Annotated in this window: 22 protein-coding genes; 16 read left to right on the plus strand and 6 right to left on the minus strand. The window is 60.4% G+C overall.

All coding sequences use genetic code 11. The annotated features are described in order from the left end of the window. The 4 genes from ACM6IM_RS14600 to ACM6IM_RS14615 form a co-directional block, all read left to right on the plus strand. Positions 1-262 (plus strand): FAD-binding protein (locus ACM6IM_RS14600; protein WP_414865503.1); only part of this gene is annotated, 262 nt, incomplete at its 5' end. Positions 263-287: 25 nt separating this feature from the next. Next, positions 288-1133, plus strand: coding sequence for a MaoC family dehydratase N-terminal domain-containing protein (locus ACM6IM_RS14605; RefSeq protein ID WP_414865504.1), 846 nt, complete (start codon positions 288-290; stop codon positions 1131-1133). Then, positions 1130-1948 carry an HpcH/HpaI aldolase/citrate lyase family protein gene (locus tag ACM6IM_RS14610; protein WP_414865505.1) on the plus strand — a complete coding sequence of 273 codons (819 nt, stop codon included), beginning with the start codon at positions 1130-1132 and terminating at the stop codon, positions 1946-1948. Before ACM6IM_RS14605 ends, ACM6IM_RS14610 begins: the two co-directional genes overlap by 4 nt. Before the next feature lie 57 nt (positions 1949-2005). Continuing rightward, entirely contained in the window at positions 2006-3397 is a 1392-nt protein-coding gene (locus tag ACM6IM_RS14615; protein ID WP_414865506.1) for an aldehyde dehydrogenase family protein, read from the plus strand. A 93-nt stretch (positions 3398-3490) separates the two neighbouring features. Here ACM6IM_RS14615 and ACM6IM_RS14620 read toward each other — a convergent pair whose 3' ends face one another. Together ACM6IM_RS14620 and ACM6IM_RS14625 are read right to left on the minus strand one after the other, a co-directional pair. Then, the gene (locus ACM6IM_RS14620) at positions 3491-4498 is read right to left on the minus strand and encodes a GlxA family transcriptional regulator (protein ID WP_414865507.1); all 1008 of its coding nucleotides are present in this window, start codon (positions 4496-4498) and stop codon (positions 3491-3493) included. Beyond that, a complete protein-coding gene (locus tag ACM6IM_RS14625) occupies positions 4495-5061 on the minus strand; it encodes an isochorismatase family protein (RefSeq protein ID WP_414865508.1) in 567 nt (188 codons plus the stop codon). Before ACM6IM_RS14625 ends, ACM6IM_RS14620 begins: the two co-directional genes overlap by 4 nt. A gap of 319 nt (positions 5062-5380) precedes the next feature. Between ACM6IM_RS14625 and ACM6IM_RS14630 the strand changes: the two genes are divergently transcribed. Further along, entirely contained in the window at positions 5381-5911 is a 531-nt protein-coding gene (locus tag ACM6IM_RS14630; RefSeq protein ID WP_192303571.1) for a glyoxalase superfamily protein, read from the plus strand. 69 nt (positions 5912-5980) lie between these two features. Here the strand turns inward: ACM6IM_RS14630 and ACM6IM_RS14635 are convergent, their stop codons facing one another. After that, positions 5981-6853: a LysR substrate-binding domain-containing protein gene (locus ACM6IM_RS14635; RefSeq protein ID WP_414865509.1), complete on the minus strand. Its 873-nt coding sequence runs from the start codon at positions 6851-6853 to the stop codon at positions 5981-5983. A 109-nt stretch (positions 6854-6962) separates the two neighbouring features. Here ACM6IM_RS14635 and phnD point away from each other — a divergent pair, with 109 nt between their 5' ends. From phnD to arsH, 11 genes are all read left to right on the plus strand, one after another. Then, complete coding sequence (phnD, locus tag ACM6IM_RS14640; RefSeq protein WP_414865510.1) at positions 6963-7832, plus strand: phosphonate ABC transporter substrate-binding protein; 870 nt, start codon at positions 6963-6965, stop codon at positions 7830-7832. Then, the gene (gene phnC, locus ACM6IM_RS14645; protein WP_414865511.1) at positions 7829-8632 is read left to right on the plus strand and encodes a phosphonate ABC transporter ATP-binding protein; all 804 of its coding nucleotides are present in this window, start codon (positions 7829-7831) and stop codon (positions 8630-8632) included. Before phnD ends, phnC begins: the two co-directional genes overlap by 4 nt. Next, positions 8629-9447, plus strand: coding sequence for a phosphonate ABC transporter, permease protein PhnE (gene phnE, locus ACM6IM_RS14650; protein WP_414865512.1), 819 nt, complete (start codon positions 8629-8631; stop codon positions 9445-9447). The genes phnC and phnE overlap by 4 nt, the downstream gene beginning before the upstream one ends. Positions 9448-9582: 135 nt before the next feature. Continuing rightward, positions 9583-10674, plus strand: a complete 1092-nt coding sequence (psrA, locus tag ACM6IM_RS14655) for an iron-containing alcohol dehydrogenase PsrA (protein WP_414865513.1) — start codon at positions 9583-9585, stop codon at positions 10672-10674. 126 nt (positions 10675-10800) lie between these two features. Next, a complete protein-coding gene (locus ACM6IM_RS14660) occupies positions 10801-12096 on the plus strand; it encodes an MFS transporter (RefSeq protein WP_192303583.1) in 1296 nt (431 codons plus the stop codon). Between the two features lie 52 nt (positions 12097-12148). After that, positions 12149-13021: a LysR substrate-binding domain-containing protein gene (locus ACM6IM_RS14665; RefSeq protein ID WP_192303585.1), complete on the plus strand. Its 873-nt coding sequence runs from the start codon at positions 12149-12151 to the stop codon at positions 13019-13021. 84 nt (positions 13022-13105) lie between these two features. Next, complete coding sequence (gene phnX, locus ACM6IM_RS14670; RefSeq protein WP_414865514.1) at positions 13106-13933, plus strand: phosphonoacetaldehyde hydrolase; 828 nt, start codon at positions 13106-13108, stop codon at positions 13931-13933. Positions 13934-14156: 223 nt separating this feature from the next. Beyond that, positions 14157-14450, plus strand: a complete 294-nt coding sequence (locus tag ACM6IM_RS14675) for a DUF1330 domain-containing protein (protein ID WP_414865515.1) — start codon at positions 14157-14159, stop codon at positions 14448-14450. Between the two features lie 263 nt (positions 14451-14713). Then, a complete protein-coding gene (locus ACM6IM_RS14680; RefSeq protein ID WP_414865516.1) occupies positions 14714-15061 on the plus strand; it encodes a metalloregulator ArsR/SmtB family transcription factor in 348 nt (115 codons plus the stop codon). 51 nt (positions 15062-15112) lie between these two features. Next, on the plus strand, positions 15113-15583 hold the full coding sequence (locus ACM6IM_RS14685) for an arsenate reductase ArsC (RefSeq protein ID WP_414865517.1): 471 nt from the start codon (positions 15113-15115) through the stop codon (positions 15581-15583). Positions 15584-15595: 12 nt separating this feature from the next. Beyond that, a complete protein-coding gene (gene arsH, locus ACM6IM_RS14690; RefSeq protein WP_192303595.1) occupies positions 15596-16297 on the plus strand; it encodes an arsenical resistance protein ArsH in 702 nt (233 codons plus the stop codon). 82 nt (positions 16298-16379) lie between these two features. Here the strand turns inward: arsH and ACM6IM_RS14695 are convergent, their stop codons facing one another. The 3 genes from ACM6IM_RS14695 to pstB all read right to left on the minus strand — a co-directional run bounded on the left by ACM6IM_RS14695 (position 16380) and on the right by pstB (position 18562). Further along, positions 16380-16931 (minus strand): hypothetical protein, encoded by a 552-nt coding sequence (locus ACM6IM_RS14695; RefSeq protein WP_414865913.1) that lies wholly within the window; start codon positions 16929-16931, stop codon positions 16380-16382. Positions 16932-17008: 77 nt separating this feature from the next. Continuing rightward, positions 17009-17707, minus strand: coding sequence for a hypothetical protein (locus ACM6IM_RS14700; RefSeq protein WP_414865518.1), 699 nt, complete (start codon positions 17705-17707; stop codon positions 17009-17011). A 93-nt stretch (positions 17708-17800) separates the two neighbouring features. After that, positions 17801-18562, minus strand: a complete 762-nt coding sequence (pstB, locus tag ACM6IM_RS14705; protein WP_025214260.1) for a phosphate ABC transporter ATP-binding protein PstB — start codon at positions 18560-18562, stop codon at positions 17801-17803. Positions 18563-18587: the final 25 nt, after the last annotated feature.

The raw sequence follows: 18587 nt of genomic DNA on the forward strand, positions 1-18587 counted from the left end.
GGTTGGTGCTTCCCGCGCTGCGGTCGACGCAGGTTTCGTACCCAACGACATGCAGGTCGGTCAGACCGGCAAGATCGTTGCTCCACAGCTGTACATCGCGGTCGGTATCTCCGGCGCGATCCAGCACCTGGCCGGCATGAAAGACTCCAAGGTGATCGTTGCGATCAACAAGGACGAAGAAGCGCCGATCTTCCAGGTGGCCGATTACGGCCTGGTTGCGGATCTTTTTGAAGCGATTCCAGAAATGGCCGACCTGGCCTGATCACTGACCGACTGGAGTAAAGAATATGAGCAGCAGTTCCGATTTTTCCGCCTGGATTGGACGACGTCAGGAAAGCCTGGACCGGATCAGTTTCACTCTGGTCAGACGCATTGCCGCGACATTTGGCGAGTCGGCACCACAACCCGGTGAGCCGCTACCGCCCCTGTGGCACTGGGCATTCTTTCAGGAGCCGATGGGTGCCAGCCAACTGGGGCCGGATGGCCATCCAGCGCTTGGGGGCTTTTTGCCGCCGGCCCATAATCGCAATCGCATGTGGGCGGGCAGCCGAATTGAGTTTTACCAGCCGTTGAAAGTGGAAGCTGAAGTGACCTGTGTATCGACCATCCTCAACGTCGAGGAGAAGCACGGTCGCACAGGTTCCTTGCTGTTCGTCACGCTACGCCATGAGTTTTTCCAGGACGGCAAACTCGCCCTGCAAGATGAACAGGACATTGTTTACCGCGAACCTACCCCGCCCAAACTGCACGGCACCGAAACGTTACCTGAAGGCCATTGGCAGGAACGGATCGAACCTTCCCCAACCCTGTTGTTCCGTTACTCCGCAGTCACCTTCAATGGCCATCGAATTCACTATGACTGGCCTTACGTCACAGAGACCGAAGGTTATCCAGGACTGGTCGTACATGGCCCATTGATCGCTACGTTGAACTTGCGTGCCTTTACCAAAGCGCATCCAACTGCGCGCCTGGAGCGTTTCACCTTTCGCGGAGTACGACCGCTGATTTCGCCACAGCCTTTCGAGGTGGGCGGACGTCTGATCGAAAACGGCAAGGCACAGGTTTGGGCTGGCAATCAGGACGGCACAGCACAAACCGGAGAGATCGAGTTCAGCGATGGAGCAACGCCATGAGCAAATCAATTGTGCGCTCCGCCCTGTTTGTGCCGGCTACTCGACCAGAGCGCATCCAAAAGGCTATTGCCACCGGCGCGGATCGAGTCATCGTTGACTTGGAAGATGCCGTGCAAGAAAACCTCAAGGAGCAAGCGAGGGATAATCTCGACGCCTTCCTGAGCGAAACCCCGGATGCACGAATTCTGGTCCGTGTGAATGCCCCGGACCACTGGGCGCATGTTGCGGATCTGGATCTTTGCCGACGCCATGCCGGCGTGATCGGAATTCTGCTACCCAAAGCAGAAAGCGCGAAACAGGTCACCGCAGCCGCGGGTACCGAAAAACCGATTTGGCCAATCATCGAGAGCGCCAAGGGCTTGTCAGCACTCGACGAGATTGCCGGCACTCAAGGCGTTGAGCGCTTGTCGTTCGGAAGTCTGGATCTGGGTCTGGACCTGAACCTGACTACTGGCAGCCCTGCCGCTGATGAAATCCTTAGCCATGCGCGCTACGCCGTTTTGCTCACCACCCGAGTTGCTGCGCTCGCTCCGGCGCTGGACGGCGTGTTTCCGTCGATTCAAGACACCACAGGGCTGCTGCGCGCTGTTCATTCTGCACGCGACATGGGCTTTGGTGGAGCGCTGTGTATCCATCCAACCCAAGTTGCGATCATTCATCAGGCGCTAAAACCCAGCCTGGAAGAATTGCACTGGGCGCAACGTATTATCGAAGCTGCGCGCTCAGGTGAAGGCGTTTTCGTGCTGGATGGGCAAATGGTCGATGCGCCGGTCATCGGTCGCGCGCAATCCATTTTGGCTCGCTCGATTAACTGAAAGCCGGCGCTGTTGCTTAGAAGCAACGCATCCACTCCCACCCAGCAGGACGGTGTCATGACTAACGTTTCCAACCTTACCCATGCCATTTCGATCAACCCCGCCAATGGAGAACTGATCGGCCACTACCCCTTCGAATCCGCATCGGAACTGGAGGCGTCACTGTCACGTGCGACAACAGGTTTTTCCACCTGGCGTAGCCAATCCATCGAAATGCGTTCGCAAGCACTGATCGCTTTGGCGAGGGCATTGCGCAACAACGCAGAAACGATGGCGAAGATGATCACTCAAGAGATGGGTAAGCCCATCACTCAGGCGGTCGGTGAAATTGAAAAGTGCGCGCAGCTATGCGAGTGGTACGCCGAACATGGCCCGGCCATGTTGATGGCCGAGCCGACGCTCGTTGAAGGCGGGAAAGCACGAATAGAATATCGCCCGCTTGGTCCAATTCTCGCCGTGATGCCGTGGAACTTCCCGATCTGGCAGGTCCTGCGTGGCGCCATTCCGGCCCTGATCGCCGGCAACACCTACGTCCTCAAACACGCACCGAATGTAATGGGCTGCGCGTATCTGCTGCTTGAGGCGTTCAAGCAAGCCGGTTTTCCAGAAGGTGCGTTCGAGGTCATCAACGTCACGCCGGACGGCGTTTCCAAGGCAATCGCGGACCCACGCATCGCAGCGGTCACCCTCACCGGCAGCGTGCGAGCCGGCATGGCCATCGGCGCTCAGGCCGGTGCAGCGCTGAAGAAGTGTGTATTGGAACTCGGTGGTTCCGACCCTTTCATTGTGCTCAATGATGCAAACTTGGACGACGCGGTGAAGGCCGCCGTCATCGGCCGCTTTCAAAATACCGGACAGGTATGCGCCGCAGCCAAACGCCTGATCGTCGAACAAGGCGTTGTCGAAACCTTCACGCGCAAGTTCGTTGAGGGCACGCGCCGCCTGGTTGTAGGCGATCCACTGTCCGCCGAAACCTACATTGGCCCGATGGCGCGGTTCGATCTGCGCGATGAACTGGATCAGCAAGTGCGCAACACCCTGGAAGAAGGCGCGAGGCTGTTGTTGGGCGGAAAGAAAGCCGAGGGTTCCGGTAATTTCTACGAACCCACGATCCTGGCGAATGTCACCGACCAGATGACGTCGTTCAAACAGGAACTGTTTGGCCCGGTGGCCTCGATTATCACCGCTCGCGATGCGGACCATGCGCTCGAACTGGCTAACGACAGTGAGTTTGGGCTCGCTTCGACCATTTACACCGGCGATGCCGAACTCGCCCAGCAAATGGCTGAAAAACTGGAAACCGGAGGCGTGTTCATCAACGGTTACTGTGCCACCGATCCACGCGTCACCTTCGGCGGCGTGAAGAAAAGCGGATTCGGTCGTGAACTCTCACATTTTGGTGTGCGCGAGTTCTGCAATGCACAGACCGTCTGGCTGGATCGTCACTGAGAGAGAACCCGGAGCAACGACTTGGTTACCTGCGAAAACGCCGCCCCGAAAGCGGCGCTTTTCCAGCGGCTCAGAGATCATGGCGCATCAGGATTAAACGGCCGTCACGGACCGCATTCGGCTCGGAGGCGCGTCATGAAAGCGGCTCCACGTCCGTCGCAACTGCCTGGCGGAGGCAAACCCGGCTCGTTCAGCCACGGCCTCGATGTCCAGTTGTGAGCCCGTCAGCAACTCACGCGCCAACGCGATCCGCATGCGGTTGACGTAGTCGATCACGCTCATGCCGGTGTGTTCGTTGAACAGTCGCGACAGATTGCGCGTGCTGGCCCCGGCCATGCCGGCCAGTGTCTCCACGGACCAATCCTGGGTGGGGTCTGCCGCCACGGCATCCTGCGCGCGATGGATCGTCGGGTGGATGTGATTGCGGCCTTCGAGCCACGGGGACAATTGCGGGTCTGCGCCACCGCGACGCAAGTAGATGACCAGGTGGCGTGCGATGGACAGTGCGATGGCATGACCGGCCTGCTGGGCGACCAGGTGCAGCATCAGGTCGATACCGGCCGTGACGCCGGCGCTGGTCAGGCGTTCGCCGTCCTCCACGTACAACCGGTTCTCCTTCACCCGGGCCGAAGGTGCGATTTTCGTCAGTTCGGCCACGCAGCCGTGGTGCGTCGTGCAGTCCCGCCCGTCGAGCAATCCGGCGCGCGCCGCCATCAGCGCGCCCGAGCAGATCGACACCAGACGCATGCCCGGGCGGATCGCCAGTCTCAGCCAATCGACAATCACCTGCTCTTGGCGATATGCCTCTGCGCGATCCACGACCGTCTGATCGAGCAGCACGTCAATGGTGCCGGGCACCACCACCAACGCCCCGTCCGGCAGACTCGCCGGCAACGGGGAGAGGCCGGCGATCTGCAGACCGATGGAGCTGCCCACCGTCGCCGAGGGGCCGATGTAAGTCACGGTGTAGCGCACGGCATTCTGTTCGCTGTTGGCTTTGCGCAGCACCTCCATGGGCCCCGCCACATCGAGCAGCAACAGGCTCGAGGGGATGACCACGTACACGGCGATATCCACTGGCTGTCGTGCGCTGGACTTCATGCGACGGCTGGCTCCCCAGGCCTTGCCAGTGCCTCTTCAACCGTGGCGATCCGCGCAAAGCGATCCTCCAGCACCAACTCGGTACGGTCACGCAGATCCGCCGCGCTCCAGACACGTCCCTTCCTGTCCGTCATGGGGAAGGTCAGCGTCGCTTCACTGACGTAATCGACGATATAGCCCAGGTCGTGGGCATGGCGTGCCGTGGTTTCGCAGCATTGCTCGGTGCGGATGCCGCAAATGATGACCCGACGGATGCCGTGGGTGTTCAGCCACACATCCAGGCCCGAGCCGACCAGGGCGCTGTGACGCGGCTTGTGGAAAGTCGCATCCGGCTCGATGGCGAGCGGCGCGAGGGTTCTGACCAGCCCGGACGCTTCGGAAAAAGCGAAATCGCCATCGCGGTGAAAAATCTGCACGACGGGAATGCCAGCGTTTTTTGCGCCATCGATCAACGGCTGCAGACGATCCAGGAAGGCCGGCAGGCTGGCTTCATTCCAGTAGTCGGTGGAGCGAAACGATTCCTGGACGTCGATCACGATCAGGGCAGTGTTCAGGTCGGACATTTTGTTACTCCTTACACGTTGGGTATGGCGTAACGATAACCGTGGGGCTTTATAGCCGAAATGCACACGCCGGACAACGACCGGACAATTCACGCCATTATGTTTCAGTGGTGTTGCCACGCGAGGTGCACCGGGTTGGAAACCGCAAACTTCCGTGGGTGCCCGTCGCTGTGTATCATCAGCGCGGGCTGATGCTGCCCGCCGCTCGCTTCCGAAAGGAAAGGTGAAAGCATTGTTTTTCTCCCAGATCCTGTCGCAACTCTTGAGAGTCGAGGTTTGGCAACGCGAGCACCAGGATGCCTCGATTACAGGAGCAACGATGTCTTCAATCGAACACGCCAAACAGATGGCCAAGCGGCTGCGCACCTTGCTGCAATCGCGCAATCAAGCGGTGACCCACTCCACGGCGCTGGAAATGGTCGCGCAGCAACTGGGCTACAAGGACTGGAACACCGCCGCGGCGATGCTTCCCTCGGAAACGCCCCTGCCCTCGATTGCTTTCGACAAAGCCATCCCGATATTGCGGATGTTCGACGAAACCAAGGCCCGCGAGTTCTATCTTGATTTCCTGGGGTTCAGCGTCGAATTCGAGCACCGATTCGAAGCGGATCTGCCGCTGTACCTGGGGATCCATCGAAACGGCCTGCAACTCCACCTTTCCGAACATCATGGCGATGCCAGCCCGGGATCGACGGTGTTTGTCCCGATGCACAATATCGAAATGCTGCGGGACGAATTGCAGGGCAAGCGCTACGGCTATGGACGTCCGGACATTGTTCAGCAGGGTTGGGGGCAACTGCTGGAAGTCCATGACCCCTTCGGCAATCGAATCCGGTTCTGCCAGAGCTGATCCCCACGGGCGGGCCGGGTAGCCCCGGCCCGTTTTCAGCCCAGGGCCATCCCTGACGAGCGACTGCGCTCAGCCAGTGGCATTTGCATCAAGCACCCCGTCAAAGAACGATGAGATCAGCCGACTGGAGCGACGCTCCGCCAGGCAATAGAGATAGGTCTCTGTGTAAAGCGGATCACCGGCGATCCGGATCGTCCGGATGCGGGGATCGGGGATGAATTCCGCTTCCGACACAACACCCAGCCCCAGACCACGCACCACGGCTTCGCGCAGTGCCTCGCGGCTGCCGATCTCCATGGCGATACGCGGGACAATTGCGTTGGCCAGTAACGCCTCTTCAAGCACCAGCCGAGTGGTCGAGCCGGGCTCTCGTTGCAGCAGCCGCTGCCCGTCCAGCTCTTCAAGCCGTACAGCGTCGCGCTGAGCAAAAGGATGTTCATGGTGGGCAAACAGGATGATGGCATGGCGCGCATAACGTACGGCGCAGAGTCCCGGATCATCGTGCCTTCCGGCCAGTACCGCGATATCCGTCACGTAACTCTCCAGGTCCGCCAGCACCTGCGCCGAGTTGCCCACCCGTATCGACACATCGATGCGCGGATAGCGCTGGAGGTAGTTGTCGACCATTTCGATCACGTGAAACGGCCCTACGGCCCCCAGCTTGAGTTCGCCACTGTCGAGCTGACCCGAATCACGCAGCAGGTTGTGCGCATCCAGATCCAGCGCAGCCATCGCCTGGGCGATGGGCAGCAATTGCCGACCGACATCGGACAACTCGATCCGCCGCCCGCGACGATGAAACAGCTCCAGGTTGTACTGACGCTCCAGGCTTTGAACCTGGGTGGTCAGTGTGGGCTGGCTAAGCCCCAGGGCACGCGCGCCAGCACTGAAACTGGCATGCCGTGCGACGGCCAGGAAGGCGCGCATTTTGGCGGTCGACATCCATAGACTCCATCAATAGTCAGCTGCGAAAAGCCATATTGAATTGATCGTATGACTGTCACGTGACATTTCTAGCCTGAGGCAACTTCCATCCCACTCCGGAAATGCCATGAAAAACCTGTCCAGATTCCTGCGTGTCGCCGCCTTGGCCTGCCTTTCGATCAGTGCTGCCAGCGAGGTGGCGGCCAGCGACAAACTCAGGATCGGCCTGATCCCCTCAGAAGATTCACAGGCCATGATCGAGTCAAGCAAACAGGTACTCAGCACACTCGAAAGCAAACTGGGCATGCCCGTCGAACCCTTTGTGGCGACCGACTACAACGGCATCATCGAAGCACTGCGCGCCGGCAAACTGGACGTGGCTTACCTGGGCCCGTTCTCCTACGTTCTGGCAACGTCGGTCGCGGATGTCGAGGCCTTCGCCGTAGCCGTCACGAAAAAAACCGGCCAGAGCGCCTACAAGAGCCTGATCCTTGCCCGCAAGGACAGCGGCATTCATCAATTGTCCGACCTCAAGGGTCACACCTTCGCGTTTGTCGACCCCAGCTCTGCGTCTGGCCATCTGTTCCCCAAGGCCGGGCTGGAACAGGCCGGGTTTGACCCGGGCACGCTGTTCTCGCGCGTGATCTTCTCCGGCTCGCACGACGCCAGTATCCTGGCAGTGGCCAACCGGAAGGTGGACGCCGCCGCCGTCGCCGACCGCATTCTGGCCAACGCCGTGGCCAAGGGTCTGGTGAAGCAGGACGACTTCGATGTGGTGTGGAGTTCTCGTCCGATCCCGGAGTCGCCGATGGTCTGGCGCAAGAACCTCGACCCGGCGCTCAAGCAGAACGTCGCGACAGCCCTGGCTTCGATCAAGGACGTGCCATGGGGCGATCAAGGCCAGCTGGATGGCTTTCAGCCCACGACCGATGCCGCTTACGACGTCGTTCGCGACACGGCCAAAGTGCTCGATCTGGATTTACGGAGGCTGAAATGATCAGCATCCGCCAGTTGACCAAGCACTACGGCTCGAACCCGGTGTTGCGCGGGATCGATGTGGAGGTTGCATCGGGAGAATTCGTGGTGGTGCTGGGGCAATCCGGGGCGGGCAAATCCACCCTGCTGCGCTGCATCAACCGGCTGGTCCGGGCAGATTCGGGGACCCTCACCGTGGCCGGGATCGATGCGTTGGGCTGCCGCGACACCCGTGTGTTGCGACGGCAGACGGCGATGATCTTCCAGCACCACAACGTGGTGCCCAGGCTCAGCGTGCTCAAGAATGTACTGACGGGGCGCCTGGGCGCGGTGTCGACGCTGCCATCGATCCTGCAGCTGTTCCGACGCGAGGACATCGCGCTGGCCATGCAGTGCCTGGCGCGCGTGGAGCTTTCACACAAAGCCGGCGAGCGCACCGACGCGCTTTCCGGCGGGCAGATGCAACGCGTGGGTATCGCCCGAGCCCTGGCGCAGCAACCCAAAGTGATCCTGGCCGATGAGCCCGTGGCCAGCCTCGATCCCAAGACCGCACGCCTGGTGCTGCAGTACCTGCGAGAGGCCACGCGGGAACTGGGCATCACCGTCCTGTGCAACCTGCATCAGGTGGATTACGCCCGTGAGTTTGGCGATCGAATCATTGGCCTGGCGCACGGCAAGCTGGTTTACGACGGCAACGCTCGCGACATGACCGACGCAGACTTGCAACGCATCTACCCCGGCCAGGCGACGCACGCCGCGTGCGAGGCGGCAGGGGCTGTCGACACGAAGGTCCATCCCGCCGAACTGAGGGTCTCAGCATGAAAAAGCAACACTATCTGTGGACCGTGGATCTGCCTCGCGGCACTCGTGGCTGGTTGTCCACCAGCGCGATGGTGCTGATCGTTATCCTGGCGCTGCAATGGAGTGCCTCGGGTGCGCAACTGAGCTGGGGTGAACTGGCGGCCGGGTTGCCGCAGATCGGCGATTTCCTTGCCCGCACCGTACCGCCTGACCTGAGCATTCTTCCCCGGTTGCTGGCACCTGCGGTCGAGACCGTTCAGATCGCAATCTGGGGAACCTTGCTCGGCGTGCTGATCGCCGTTCCACTGTCGTTCCTGGCGGCACGCAACCTGAGTAAAAACCGCCTGGTCTTCCACGCCACCCGACAATTCCTCAATTTCACCCGCAGCATCAACGAACTGATCCTGGCCCTGGTCTTTGTCTCGGCCGTGGGCCTGGGCCCCTTCCCCGGCGTACTTGCGCTGGCCCTGCACGGCGTGGGCATGCTGGGAAAGTTCTTCGCCGACAGCATCGAGGAGATCGACCAGGGCCCGATCGAGGCGCTCCAGGCAACCGGTGCCCGGCCGTTGCAGGTCATCGTCTTCGGCGTGTTGCCGCAAGTCATCACTGCGTGGATCGCCGTGGTCCTTTACCGCTTCGAAGTCAATCTGCGCTCGGCCACGGTACTGGGCATGGTCGGTGCCGGCGGGCTTGGGTTCGAGCTGGTGAGCAGCCTCAAACTGTTCAAGTATCAGGAAACCGCGACCTGCATCATCGTCATCACGTTCATGGTGATCATCGCCGACGCCGTGTCGGGCAGGTTGCGCAACGCGATCCAGCGCGGCGCGCACGACTGAGCGCCACCCCAGCCAGCCCCACCTTGAATCAGGTATCGGTTCAGCCGATTGATACCTGCGAATTATCGATTTGAGCTGTTGTTGAAGCGCCCCGAGTATGGGGCCACTTCCAACAACAAAAACAAAGGATCCGCCATGATTGCCCGATTTCACAATCCGGTCGACACACGTTTCGGCTGGGGCAGCCTTCTGCAACTTGCCGACATGACCGAGCACCAGAAAGTCGCCCTTGTGACCTTTCCAGAAGCACGTGGCCTGGGATTGGTCGATCGCCTCCAAGACCTTCTGGGTGACCGCCTGGTGTATGTGATCGAAGAGGTGCAACCCAATCCGGACGTTGCCCAGCTTCGAGTGACCTATGAGCGCTTCTGGCAGGAAGCCGGCGAATGCGACGTGGTCATCGCGGTCGGAGGTGGCAGCGCCATCGATACGGCCAAGGCATTGATCGTTGGCACCGAGTCGGGTCGGTTCGATGAGCTGCTCGCGTTGCTGGCAACCGGCAAGCCCTTTGTTCCGCCACGCAGCAAGTTGCTGATCGCGGCCCCGACCACGGCGGGCACGGGCAGTGAAGTCACTCCCTGGGCGACGATCTGGGATTCGGCGAGCCAGAAAAAATACTCGCTGCACCTGGAATGCACCTGGCCCAAGGTCGCGATCATCGACCCGCAATTGATGCTCACGGTGCCGGGTACAGTCACCGTTTCGACCGGTCTGGATGCCTTGTCCCACGCGCTGGAGTCCGTGTGGAACATCAACGCAAACCCGGTCTCGGATACATTTGCCATCTCCGCCATCGCGGACATCCTCGAATGCCTGCCGTTGTTGCGTCGCGATTTGTCCAACCGCGAGTTGCGCTCGCGCATGGCACTGGCCGCGCTGAAGGCGGGGCTGGCGTTCTCCAACACCAAAACCGCCCTCGCCCATTCGATTTCCTACGAAATGACCTTGCGCTACGGTTTGCCGCACGGGATCGCCTGCTCCTTCACCTTGCCGCTGGTGCTGGGCCTCGCCTGGGGCCACGACGAAGCGCGTGACCGGACCCTCCAGCGAATCTTCGGCAACGACCTGCAGAAGGCTCAAGGCCAGTTGCGTGAATTCCTGCATAGCCTGGAAGTGAAAACCGAGTTTTCCGACTACGGTGTTACGGCATCGCAAGCCGAGGAAATGATCAGTTACGCCATGCAGGGCGCAAGGGGCAAAAACTTCATCGGCTCTCAAGCCGCCTAGAACCTGCCCGCCACAACCAAGCACTGTCAGCGGCGTCACCCGCCGCGACGATTTCCTGCCGCACTCACAAAAGAGTGCACCCGCCGACGCCAATCGGCGGGACCGAACAATAATAAGGAAAAGGTCATGAATCGTGCCCAAACCATGCCTGCCCTGGCTGTACACACCGCCTCGTTTCGCGTCGCTCAATGGCGCATGCTGCTGGCGGCGATGTTCTGTTACCTGTTCTTCTACACCGGCAGACAAACCTTCGGTTTTGCCATTCCGGGCATTCAGGCCGAGTACGGGTTTACCAAGGAGCACCTGGGCTGGGCATCGGCTGCCATGCTGTGGGCCTACGCCATTGGCCAGGCAATCAACGGCAACCTCGCCGACAAGTTCGGCGGGCGCCGCATAATGACCCTGGGCGCCGTATTGTCCTGCGGTGCCAACTGGGTGACCAGCTTCGCCAGTAACTTCGCCGCCCTGATCCTGCCCTGGGGTATCAACGGTTATTTCCAGGCATTGGGTTGGGCACCGGGCAGTCGGCTGATCTCCAATTGGTGGAGTGCCGGCGAGCGCGGCAAGGTGTATGGCTTTTACGTGTTCGCCGCCGGTTGCGCCTCGGTGCTGTCTTACGTCACCTCAATCGTAGTGCTGGATGTGATGCACCTGGAGTGGCGCTGGATTTTCCGGTTGCCGGTGCTGTTGATGCTGGCAGGCGGCATCATTTTCTACCTGGTGGCCCGTGAACGCCCGCAGGACATGGGCTTCGAACCGCTCGCCGATACCGGTGTCGCCAACGCCGAAGACAAAAATCACGAAGTGGCTCACGGCGAAGAGGAAACTTCTGCACAACGCTACAAAGCCGTGCTGAAAAACGTCCGGCTGATCATCGCCGCCGTGTCCCTGGGTTTCCAGAACGCGGCCCGCTACGGCCTGATCGTCTGGGTACCGGTGCACTTCCTGGGTGCCAACTGGAAAAGCGGCGACAGCATGATCGATCCGAAGTGGATCACCGTCGCCCTGCCCGTCGGCATGGCCATCGGCGCGCTCAGCAATGGCTGGATCTCGGACAAGCTGTTCGGCTCCAAACGCTACCTGGCGATCATGCTCTACATGTTTCTCGGCGCAGCCACCAGCCTGTGGATGTGGAGCCTTGCCCCTCACAGCGCGACCGGCCTCGTGGCGTTGTTTCTCTGCGGTTTCTTCGTCTACGGCCCTGCCTCCAGTTTTTGGGCACTGTGTCCGGACCTGGTCGGGGCGAAGCGTGCGGGCACCGCGACGGGCGTGATGAACTTCTCGTCCTATCTGTTCGCCGGCCTGGCGGAACCGCTGATCGGCAGTATGCTCGACAGTACCGGCAACACCTCCTTGATCTTTATCGTGGTCACCACGGCATGCCTTTGCAGCGCGGTGGTCGCACTGTTCATCCGGCGCTGATGCCCGGCTGAAACTTCAATGACTGGCGACGACTCAGGAACAGGATCTCTTCATGTACCAGTACCACAAATGGCTGCGTTCCTTTCATGCGGTGGCGAAGACGGGCAGCTTCACCCTTGCCGCCGAGTACCTGAGCGTCGGCCAGCCGACCGTCAGTGAACAGGTCAATGCGCTGGAGAAGAAGTTTTCCGTGGAGCTGTTTCACCGTCGCGGTCGTTTCATCGAAATGAGTTCGGCAGGACACAAGTTGTATGCCATCACCCAAGGCCTGTTCGGCCAGGAGGATGAAGCCGTGCAGTTACTGCAAAGTTTCAAGCAACGTAAAACCGGAATGCTGCGACTGGGCGCCGTCTCGCCTCCGATTGCAATGAACCTGACTTACGAACTGATGCAACGCCATCCGGATATCGAACTGGAAACCTCTTTCTCTCCTGAAAAGGAAACGCTGGATCGGCTCTTCAACTTCGATATCGACGTGGCGATTCTGGCCCTGTCGGAATTCGACCAGCGCTTTGATACGCAGCTTTACCGACGGTATCCGATCATTGCCGTTGTCCGCGACGACCATCCCTGGGCCCACCAGGAAGCGGTGCACGTCGAGCAGATCAGCGAACAGAAGTGGGTCCTTCGGGAAAAAAGCTCGCGCACCCGCCAGTTGGTCGAGGAAAGCTGCAAGCGACTCGACGTCTCGCTGAACTGCGTCATGCAACTGAACAGCCGGGAAGCCATCGTCCACGCCATCGCCAAGGGCATCGGGATCGGTTTCGTGTCTGCCGTGGAATACGCCGAAACCCCTGGCACAAAACCTATCACCTTCGTCAATCACCCGTTTTCCATCGACTACCACCTGTGCTGCCTCGGTATTCGCAGAAACCGGCCAATGATCGCCGAGTTGTTCGACTCAAGCCCGACGCCGGCAACCTGATTACGCAACACGTTCGAACCCTCCCCAGGCTTACTTCTTTCAGGAGAGGGACGGCCTGACCCTACCTCAAAATGGAGACTCACCATGCAATACAAACAACCGACTCAGTTGCAAGCCGTGGTACTGGATTGGGCGGGCACCGTCGTTGATTTCGGTTCCTTCGCACCCACGCAGATTTTCGTCGAAGCGTTTGCCGAGTTTGGCGTGGCGGTTTCCCTGGAGGAAGCACGCGGCCCCATGGGTATGGGCAAGTGGGACCACATCCACACCTTGTGCAATCAACCGCAGATCGCCGAGCGATATCGTGCAGTGTTTGATCGCTTACCGACAGACGATGACGTGACGGCGCTCTACGAGCGGTTCATGCCGCTGCAGATCGAGAAGATCGCCCTGCACTCCGCCCTGATCCCCGGGGCGCTGGACGCCATCGCAGCCTTGCGCGACAAAGGCCTGAAGATCGGTTCGTGCTCCGGCTACCCGGCCGTCGTCATGGCCAAAGTGGTCGAGCTGGCCCGTCACAATGGCTACGTTGCCGACCACGTGGTCGCCACCGATGAAGTGCCCAATGGTCGCCCCTATCCTGCCCAAGCCCTGGCCAACGTTATCGCCCTGGGGATCAGCGACGTCGCGGCCTGCGTGAAGGTCGACGACACCTGGCCCGGCATTCTCGAAGGCCGCAGCGCCGGGATGTGGACCGTCGCGCTGACCTGCTCGGGCAACGCAATGGGCCTGACCTACGATCAGTACAGGGATTTACCCTCTGACCAACTGGCCGAAGAACGGGCCCGCATCACCCGGATGTTCGAAGGTTCCCGCCCGCACTATCTGATCGACACCATCGTCGACTTGCCCGGGGTCATCGACGACATCAACGCCCGTCTGGCGCGTGGGGAAACCCCACAGCAAAGCTGATCGCCCTCAGGCCTGACCCTTGGCGCAGCCGGCACGCTGGACTGCGCCAAGGGTATCGACGGCGATCCACGTTACATCCTTTGGCCGATCCATTATGGCGCCCTCGCCACGATCACCTATACAGTGGAGCCTGCTTTCATGGCCTGGACACCGACCTTGGTCATGAAGGGCAACGCATCCTCGGGCAGGCCAATCCTTCGAACAACAAAAAAGGGAATTCACGATGAAAGGGTACTGGATCATTCTCGGGTCTGCCGTCACCGATACGGATGCCCAACAGGAGTACGCCCGGTTGTGGGCGCCCATCGCTGAACGATACGGCGCAAAGCTCAAAGCGCTGGACCCGGCGGCATTGCTGGAATCGAACAACAGCAAACGCGCACTGGCCGTCGAATTCCCCAGCTACGCCCTGGCGAAAGCTTGCTATGAGGACCCGGCCTACGCAGAAGCGAAGGCGTTTGCGTTACGCGCTGCGCGGCGTGAATTGATGGTTATCGAGGGTATTTTGGGGGATTGAGGAGTGGTTGAGGTCAGCCGTGGGCCGAACACAGAGATCACTAACGGCGATTAAGCACTCACCTTTCACATAAAAGCAGGCGCCTTGGCGCCCACCTCCATTCACACCTTCGACTGCGCCCGCAATCGCCGCCCTACCACGTCCATCAGGTCAGATCCGTCCGGCAACGGGATGGCTAGTAGCGGAGAGAAATCTTTCAACACCTTGCTTTATACATATGGACATCCGTATATTCGCCTATCCACATGTTTAAGGCATCCGGCATGCTCACCCCTCCTGAAGTCTTCAAAAGCCTGGCCGACGAAACCCGCGCCCGCGCCACCTTGCTGATCGCTCACCAAGGCGAACTGTGCGTCTGCGAACTGATGTGCGCCCTCGACGACAGCCAACCGAAGATCAGCCGCCACCTCGCCCAACTGCGCAGCAGTGGCCTGCTGCTGGATCGGCGCCAGGGGCAATGGGTCTACTACCGGCTCAATCCAGAACTTCCCGACTGGGTACACGAGATGCTTCGGCTGACGTTGCAGGGCAACGCCGAGTGGCTGCAGACCAACGCTTCGCGCCTGCAGAACATGGACGGGCGACCTGTCCGCGATGCGGCGTGCTGCTGAACCTCCAATGGGGCTTTTCGACCCCTGTCCGCGATAGCTGAAGGAGCAATCATGCGAGTCCTGTTCATGTGCACGGCCAACAGCTGTCGCAGCATCCTCTCGGAGGCCCTGTTCAATCACCTGGCGCCACCGGGATTCGAAGCCGTGAGTTCCGGCAGCTTTCCCAAGGGCCAGGTGCTGCCGCGCAGCCTGACCACACTGCAACACGCCGGCATCGCCATCGACGGTTTGAACAGCAAGGGCAATGACGCCTTCGTGGATAACCCGCCGGACATCGTCATTACCGTGTGCGACAAAGCAGCCGGTGAAAGCTGCCCGGTGTATTTCGGCCCGGCGCTGAAAGCCCATTGGGACCTGGAAGATCCTTCCGACGTATCAGGCGATGAAGCCGTGATCGACGCCGCTTTTCGCGCCACGCTGGCGCACATCGAGCATCGCTTCACCGCTTTCTTCGCCCTGCCCTTCAACGACCTCGACCGCGATGAACTCAAACGCGAACTGGACCGAATCGGCGCTCTTTGAGCCGGAGTCAACATGACTGAACAACTGCCCAACCTTGACCTCTCCCTGTTCGACGAATCGCCAATCGCATCCCGTGCGGGCGAACACAAACCGCGCATCCTGTTGCTCTACGGCTCGACCCGCGAACGCTCGTTCAGCCGGCTGATGGTGGAAGAAGCTGCGCGCCTGCTGCAGCACTTCGGTGCAGAAACACGCATCTTCAATCCCAGCGGTTTGCCACTGCCCGACGATGTGCCGGTGGATCATCCCAAGGTGCAGGAACTGCGCGACCTGGTGTTGTGGTCGCAAGGTCAGGTCTGGTGCTCGCCGGAACGGCACGGCGCCATGTCCGCCGTGTTCAAGGCGCAGATCGACTGGATCCCCCTCGCACTTGGCGCCGTGCGCCCGACACAGGGCAAGACGCTGGCGGTGATGCAGGTCTGCGGGGGCTCGCAGTCGTTCAACGCGGTCAATCAGCTGCGCGTCCTGGGCCGCTGGATGCGCATGTTCACCATCCCCAATCAATCCTCGGTGCCGAAGGCCTACATGGAATTCGACGACGCCGGCCGGATGAAGCCTTCGCCGTTCTACGACCGGGTGGTGGACGTCATGGAGGAACTGGTGAAGTTCACCCTGCTGCTGCGCGATCACCAGGCGTATCTGGTGGATCGCTACTCGGAACGCAAGGAAAGCGCCGAGCAGCTCATGGCGCGGGTGAACCAGCGTTCAATCTGAGGTCAGCATGTGCATCGAAATCGGGGTGCATTGGCGACGAAATCGCGACCCTGTCAGCGCGCTCAGCCAAAACGCCTGCTCCTCAGAACGAATAAACCTCAGCCCCCTGCCGTACCGGCGCCTTGAACCTGTGCGGTTGCTGCCACGCCAGCTGCGCCTGGACATCCGCGACCGCCTCCAGGACGCGCTGCGCCCAACGCTCATCATCCGGACGCACCACCACCACGCGAAACCCGTGGTCATGGCCTTCGAGCTTCACGCCCTCGGAATCATCGACATGCAAATCGATGTCGAAGGCTCGCGGCAGTTTCGAAGGTGCGTTCAACAACCCGCGTTCCGCCAAGACACGCTCGTGCCGTACGCTGTTGACCACCCCGTCGACATGGATGCCGTACAGCATCAGCCAGCGCCGGATGTAACCCGGTGTCCGGCCGGACGAGGTATAGACCCAGACACTGCAGCCCTGGCGCCGCAACTCACCCATCAGCTCGCGAGTGCCCCTGCGCAGCGGCTCGCCCAGCCAGCGATGCACACAGGCCGGAAGCCGGCTCTGCTCGGCCGCGCTGTGGTGAGGCAGACAGGCCAGGGTGTCATCGATATCAAAGGAGATACGGACGCGCTGGCACCCGGACATCGGGATAAAAGCCTGGGTGGCCTGCCACGCCTGACTCACGGCGTCGCGGCATTTATCGAGCATCGGATAGCGGCTCATCATGCGCCCCCCTGGTAAGCAGGCAGTTTCCGTTCGTAGAGGAAAAACTTCCTTGGGTCCGGTGACTGATCTTCCAGGAAAGCGGCGTATTTTTTCTTGATCTTGGGCAATTCATACAACGACTTGACACCATGCTTGGCGGAGTTACGGATGACCGATGACGGGTTGAAGTAACCCTTGGCGTTGTCCAGCGTCAGCACGAACGGCGGCAATCCGGCGCGCATGAGCAGGTAGCTGACGATCAGCGAACCACTGCGGTGGTTGCCTTCGATGAACAGTTGCGGCTTGCTGAGAACGCGGACATAGACACCGGCCGCACGCTTCCACACCGACTCGCTGCGATAGGCGCAATACCAGTTGTAAAGGTCCTTGATGCCGCCCTCGACATTGTTGAAGAAGTGCGCTTCGGTGGCCTCCAGGTGCTGGGCGAATTCGATCCGGCGTGCCGAGTCCTTGCCGCATAGCACGGTGGCATTGATTTCCAGCATCAGGTTCAGGTGCTGAAGATGGAACAGGTCGACATCCTGTGCGACGTATTCATCAATCAGCGCATACCCCTGCAACACGTTTTGCAGCACTTCGTCGGTGAACGGGTCACGGGGTTCGGTGAACTGCATGCTGAGCTCGACAAAGCGGCCCTGCACTTCACGCAGTGCCCCTTCAATCGCGGCGAGATCAAGACGACGCTTGGCAAACATTGGCAATCCTGAGCAAGAGATCGGTAAGACGGAAAACGGCCGCACGCCCACCAAAGCCCTTGGCGGCATGCGGCCCTGGCCGGACGAGGTTGATCAGCTGAACTTGCCGCTGATGTAGTCCCCGGTCATTTGTTCGCGCGGGTTGTCGAAGATCTGGGTGGTCGGGCCCATTTCCACCAGATAGCCGGTGCGCGTACCCTGGGAAATATCCACCGAGAAAAACGCCGTCGTGTCCGCGACGCGAATGGCCTGCTGCATGTTGTGGGTCACCAGGGCGATGGTGTAGTCCTTCTTCAACTCGACCATCAACTCCTCGACCCGGCGAGTGGCGATCGGGTCGAGTGCCGAGCAGGGTTCGTCCAGCAACAGAACTTCCGGTTCGGTGGCGATGGCGCGCGCGATACACAGGCGTTGCTGCTGGCCACCGGAGAGCGACAGGCCGCTGACCTTGAGCTTGTCCTTGACCTCATCCCACAGCGCGGCGCCCTGCAGGGCGTGCTTCACACGGTCACCGATATCGCCCTTGTAGCGATTGAGGCGCAGGCCGAACGCAACGTTGTCGAAGATGCTCATCGAGAACGGGTTGGGCTGCTGGAACACCATGCCGATGTAGCGGCGCACGACCACGGGGTCAACGCCCTTGCCATAGACGTCCTGGCCGAGGAAATGCACATGGCCTTCGAAGCGAAAACCCTTCACCAGGTCGTTCATCCGGTTGAGGCTGCGCAGCACGGTACTCTTGCCGCAGCCGGACGGGCCGATGAAGCCGGTGATCTTGTTCTTTTCGATCGGCACGTGGCTGTCACGCACGGCCATGAAGTTGCCGTAGAAAATCTTGTCGAGCTTGCAGTCCATGACCACAGGGGCCTGGGTCTCGAAC

It is taken from the genome of Pseudomonas sp. IT-P12 (assembly GCF_949767465.1).
Classification (GTDB): domain Bacteria; phylum Pseudomonadota; class Gammaproteobacteria; order Pseudomonadales; family Pseudomonadaceae; genus Aquipseudomonas.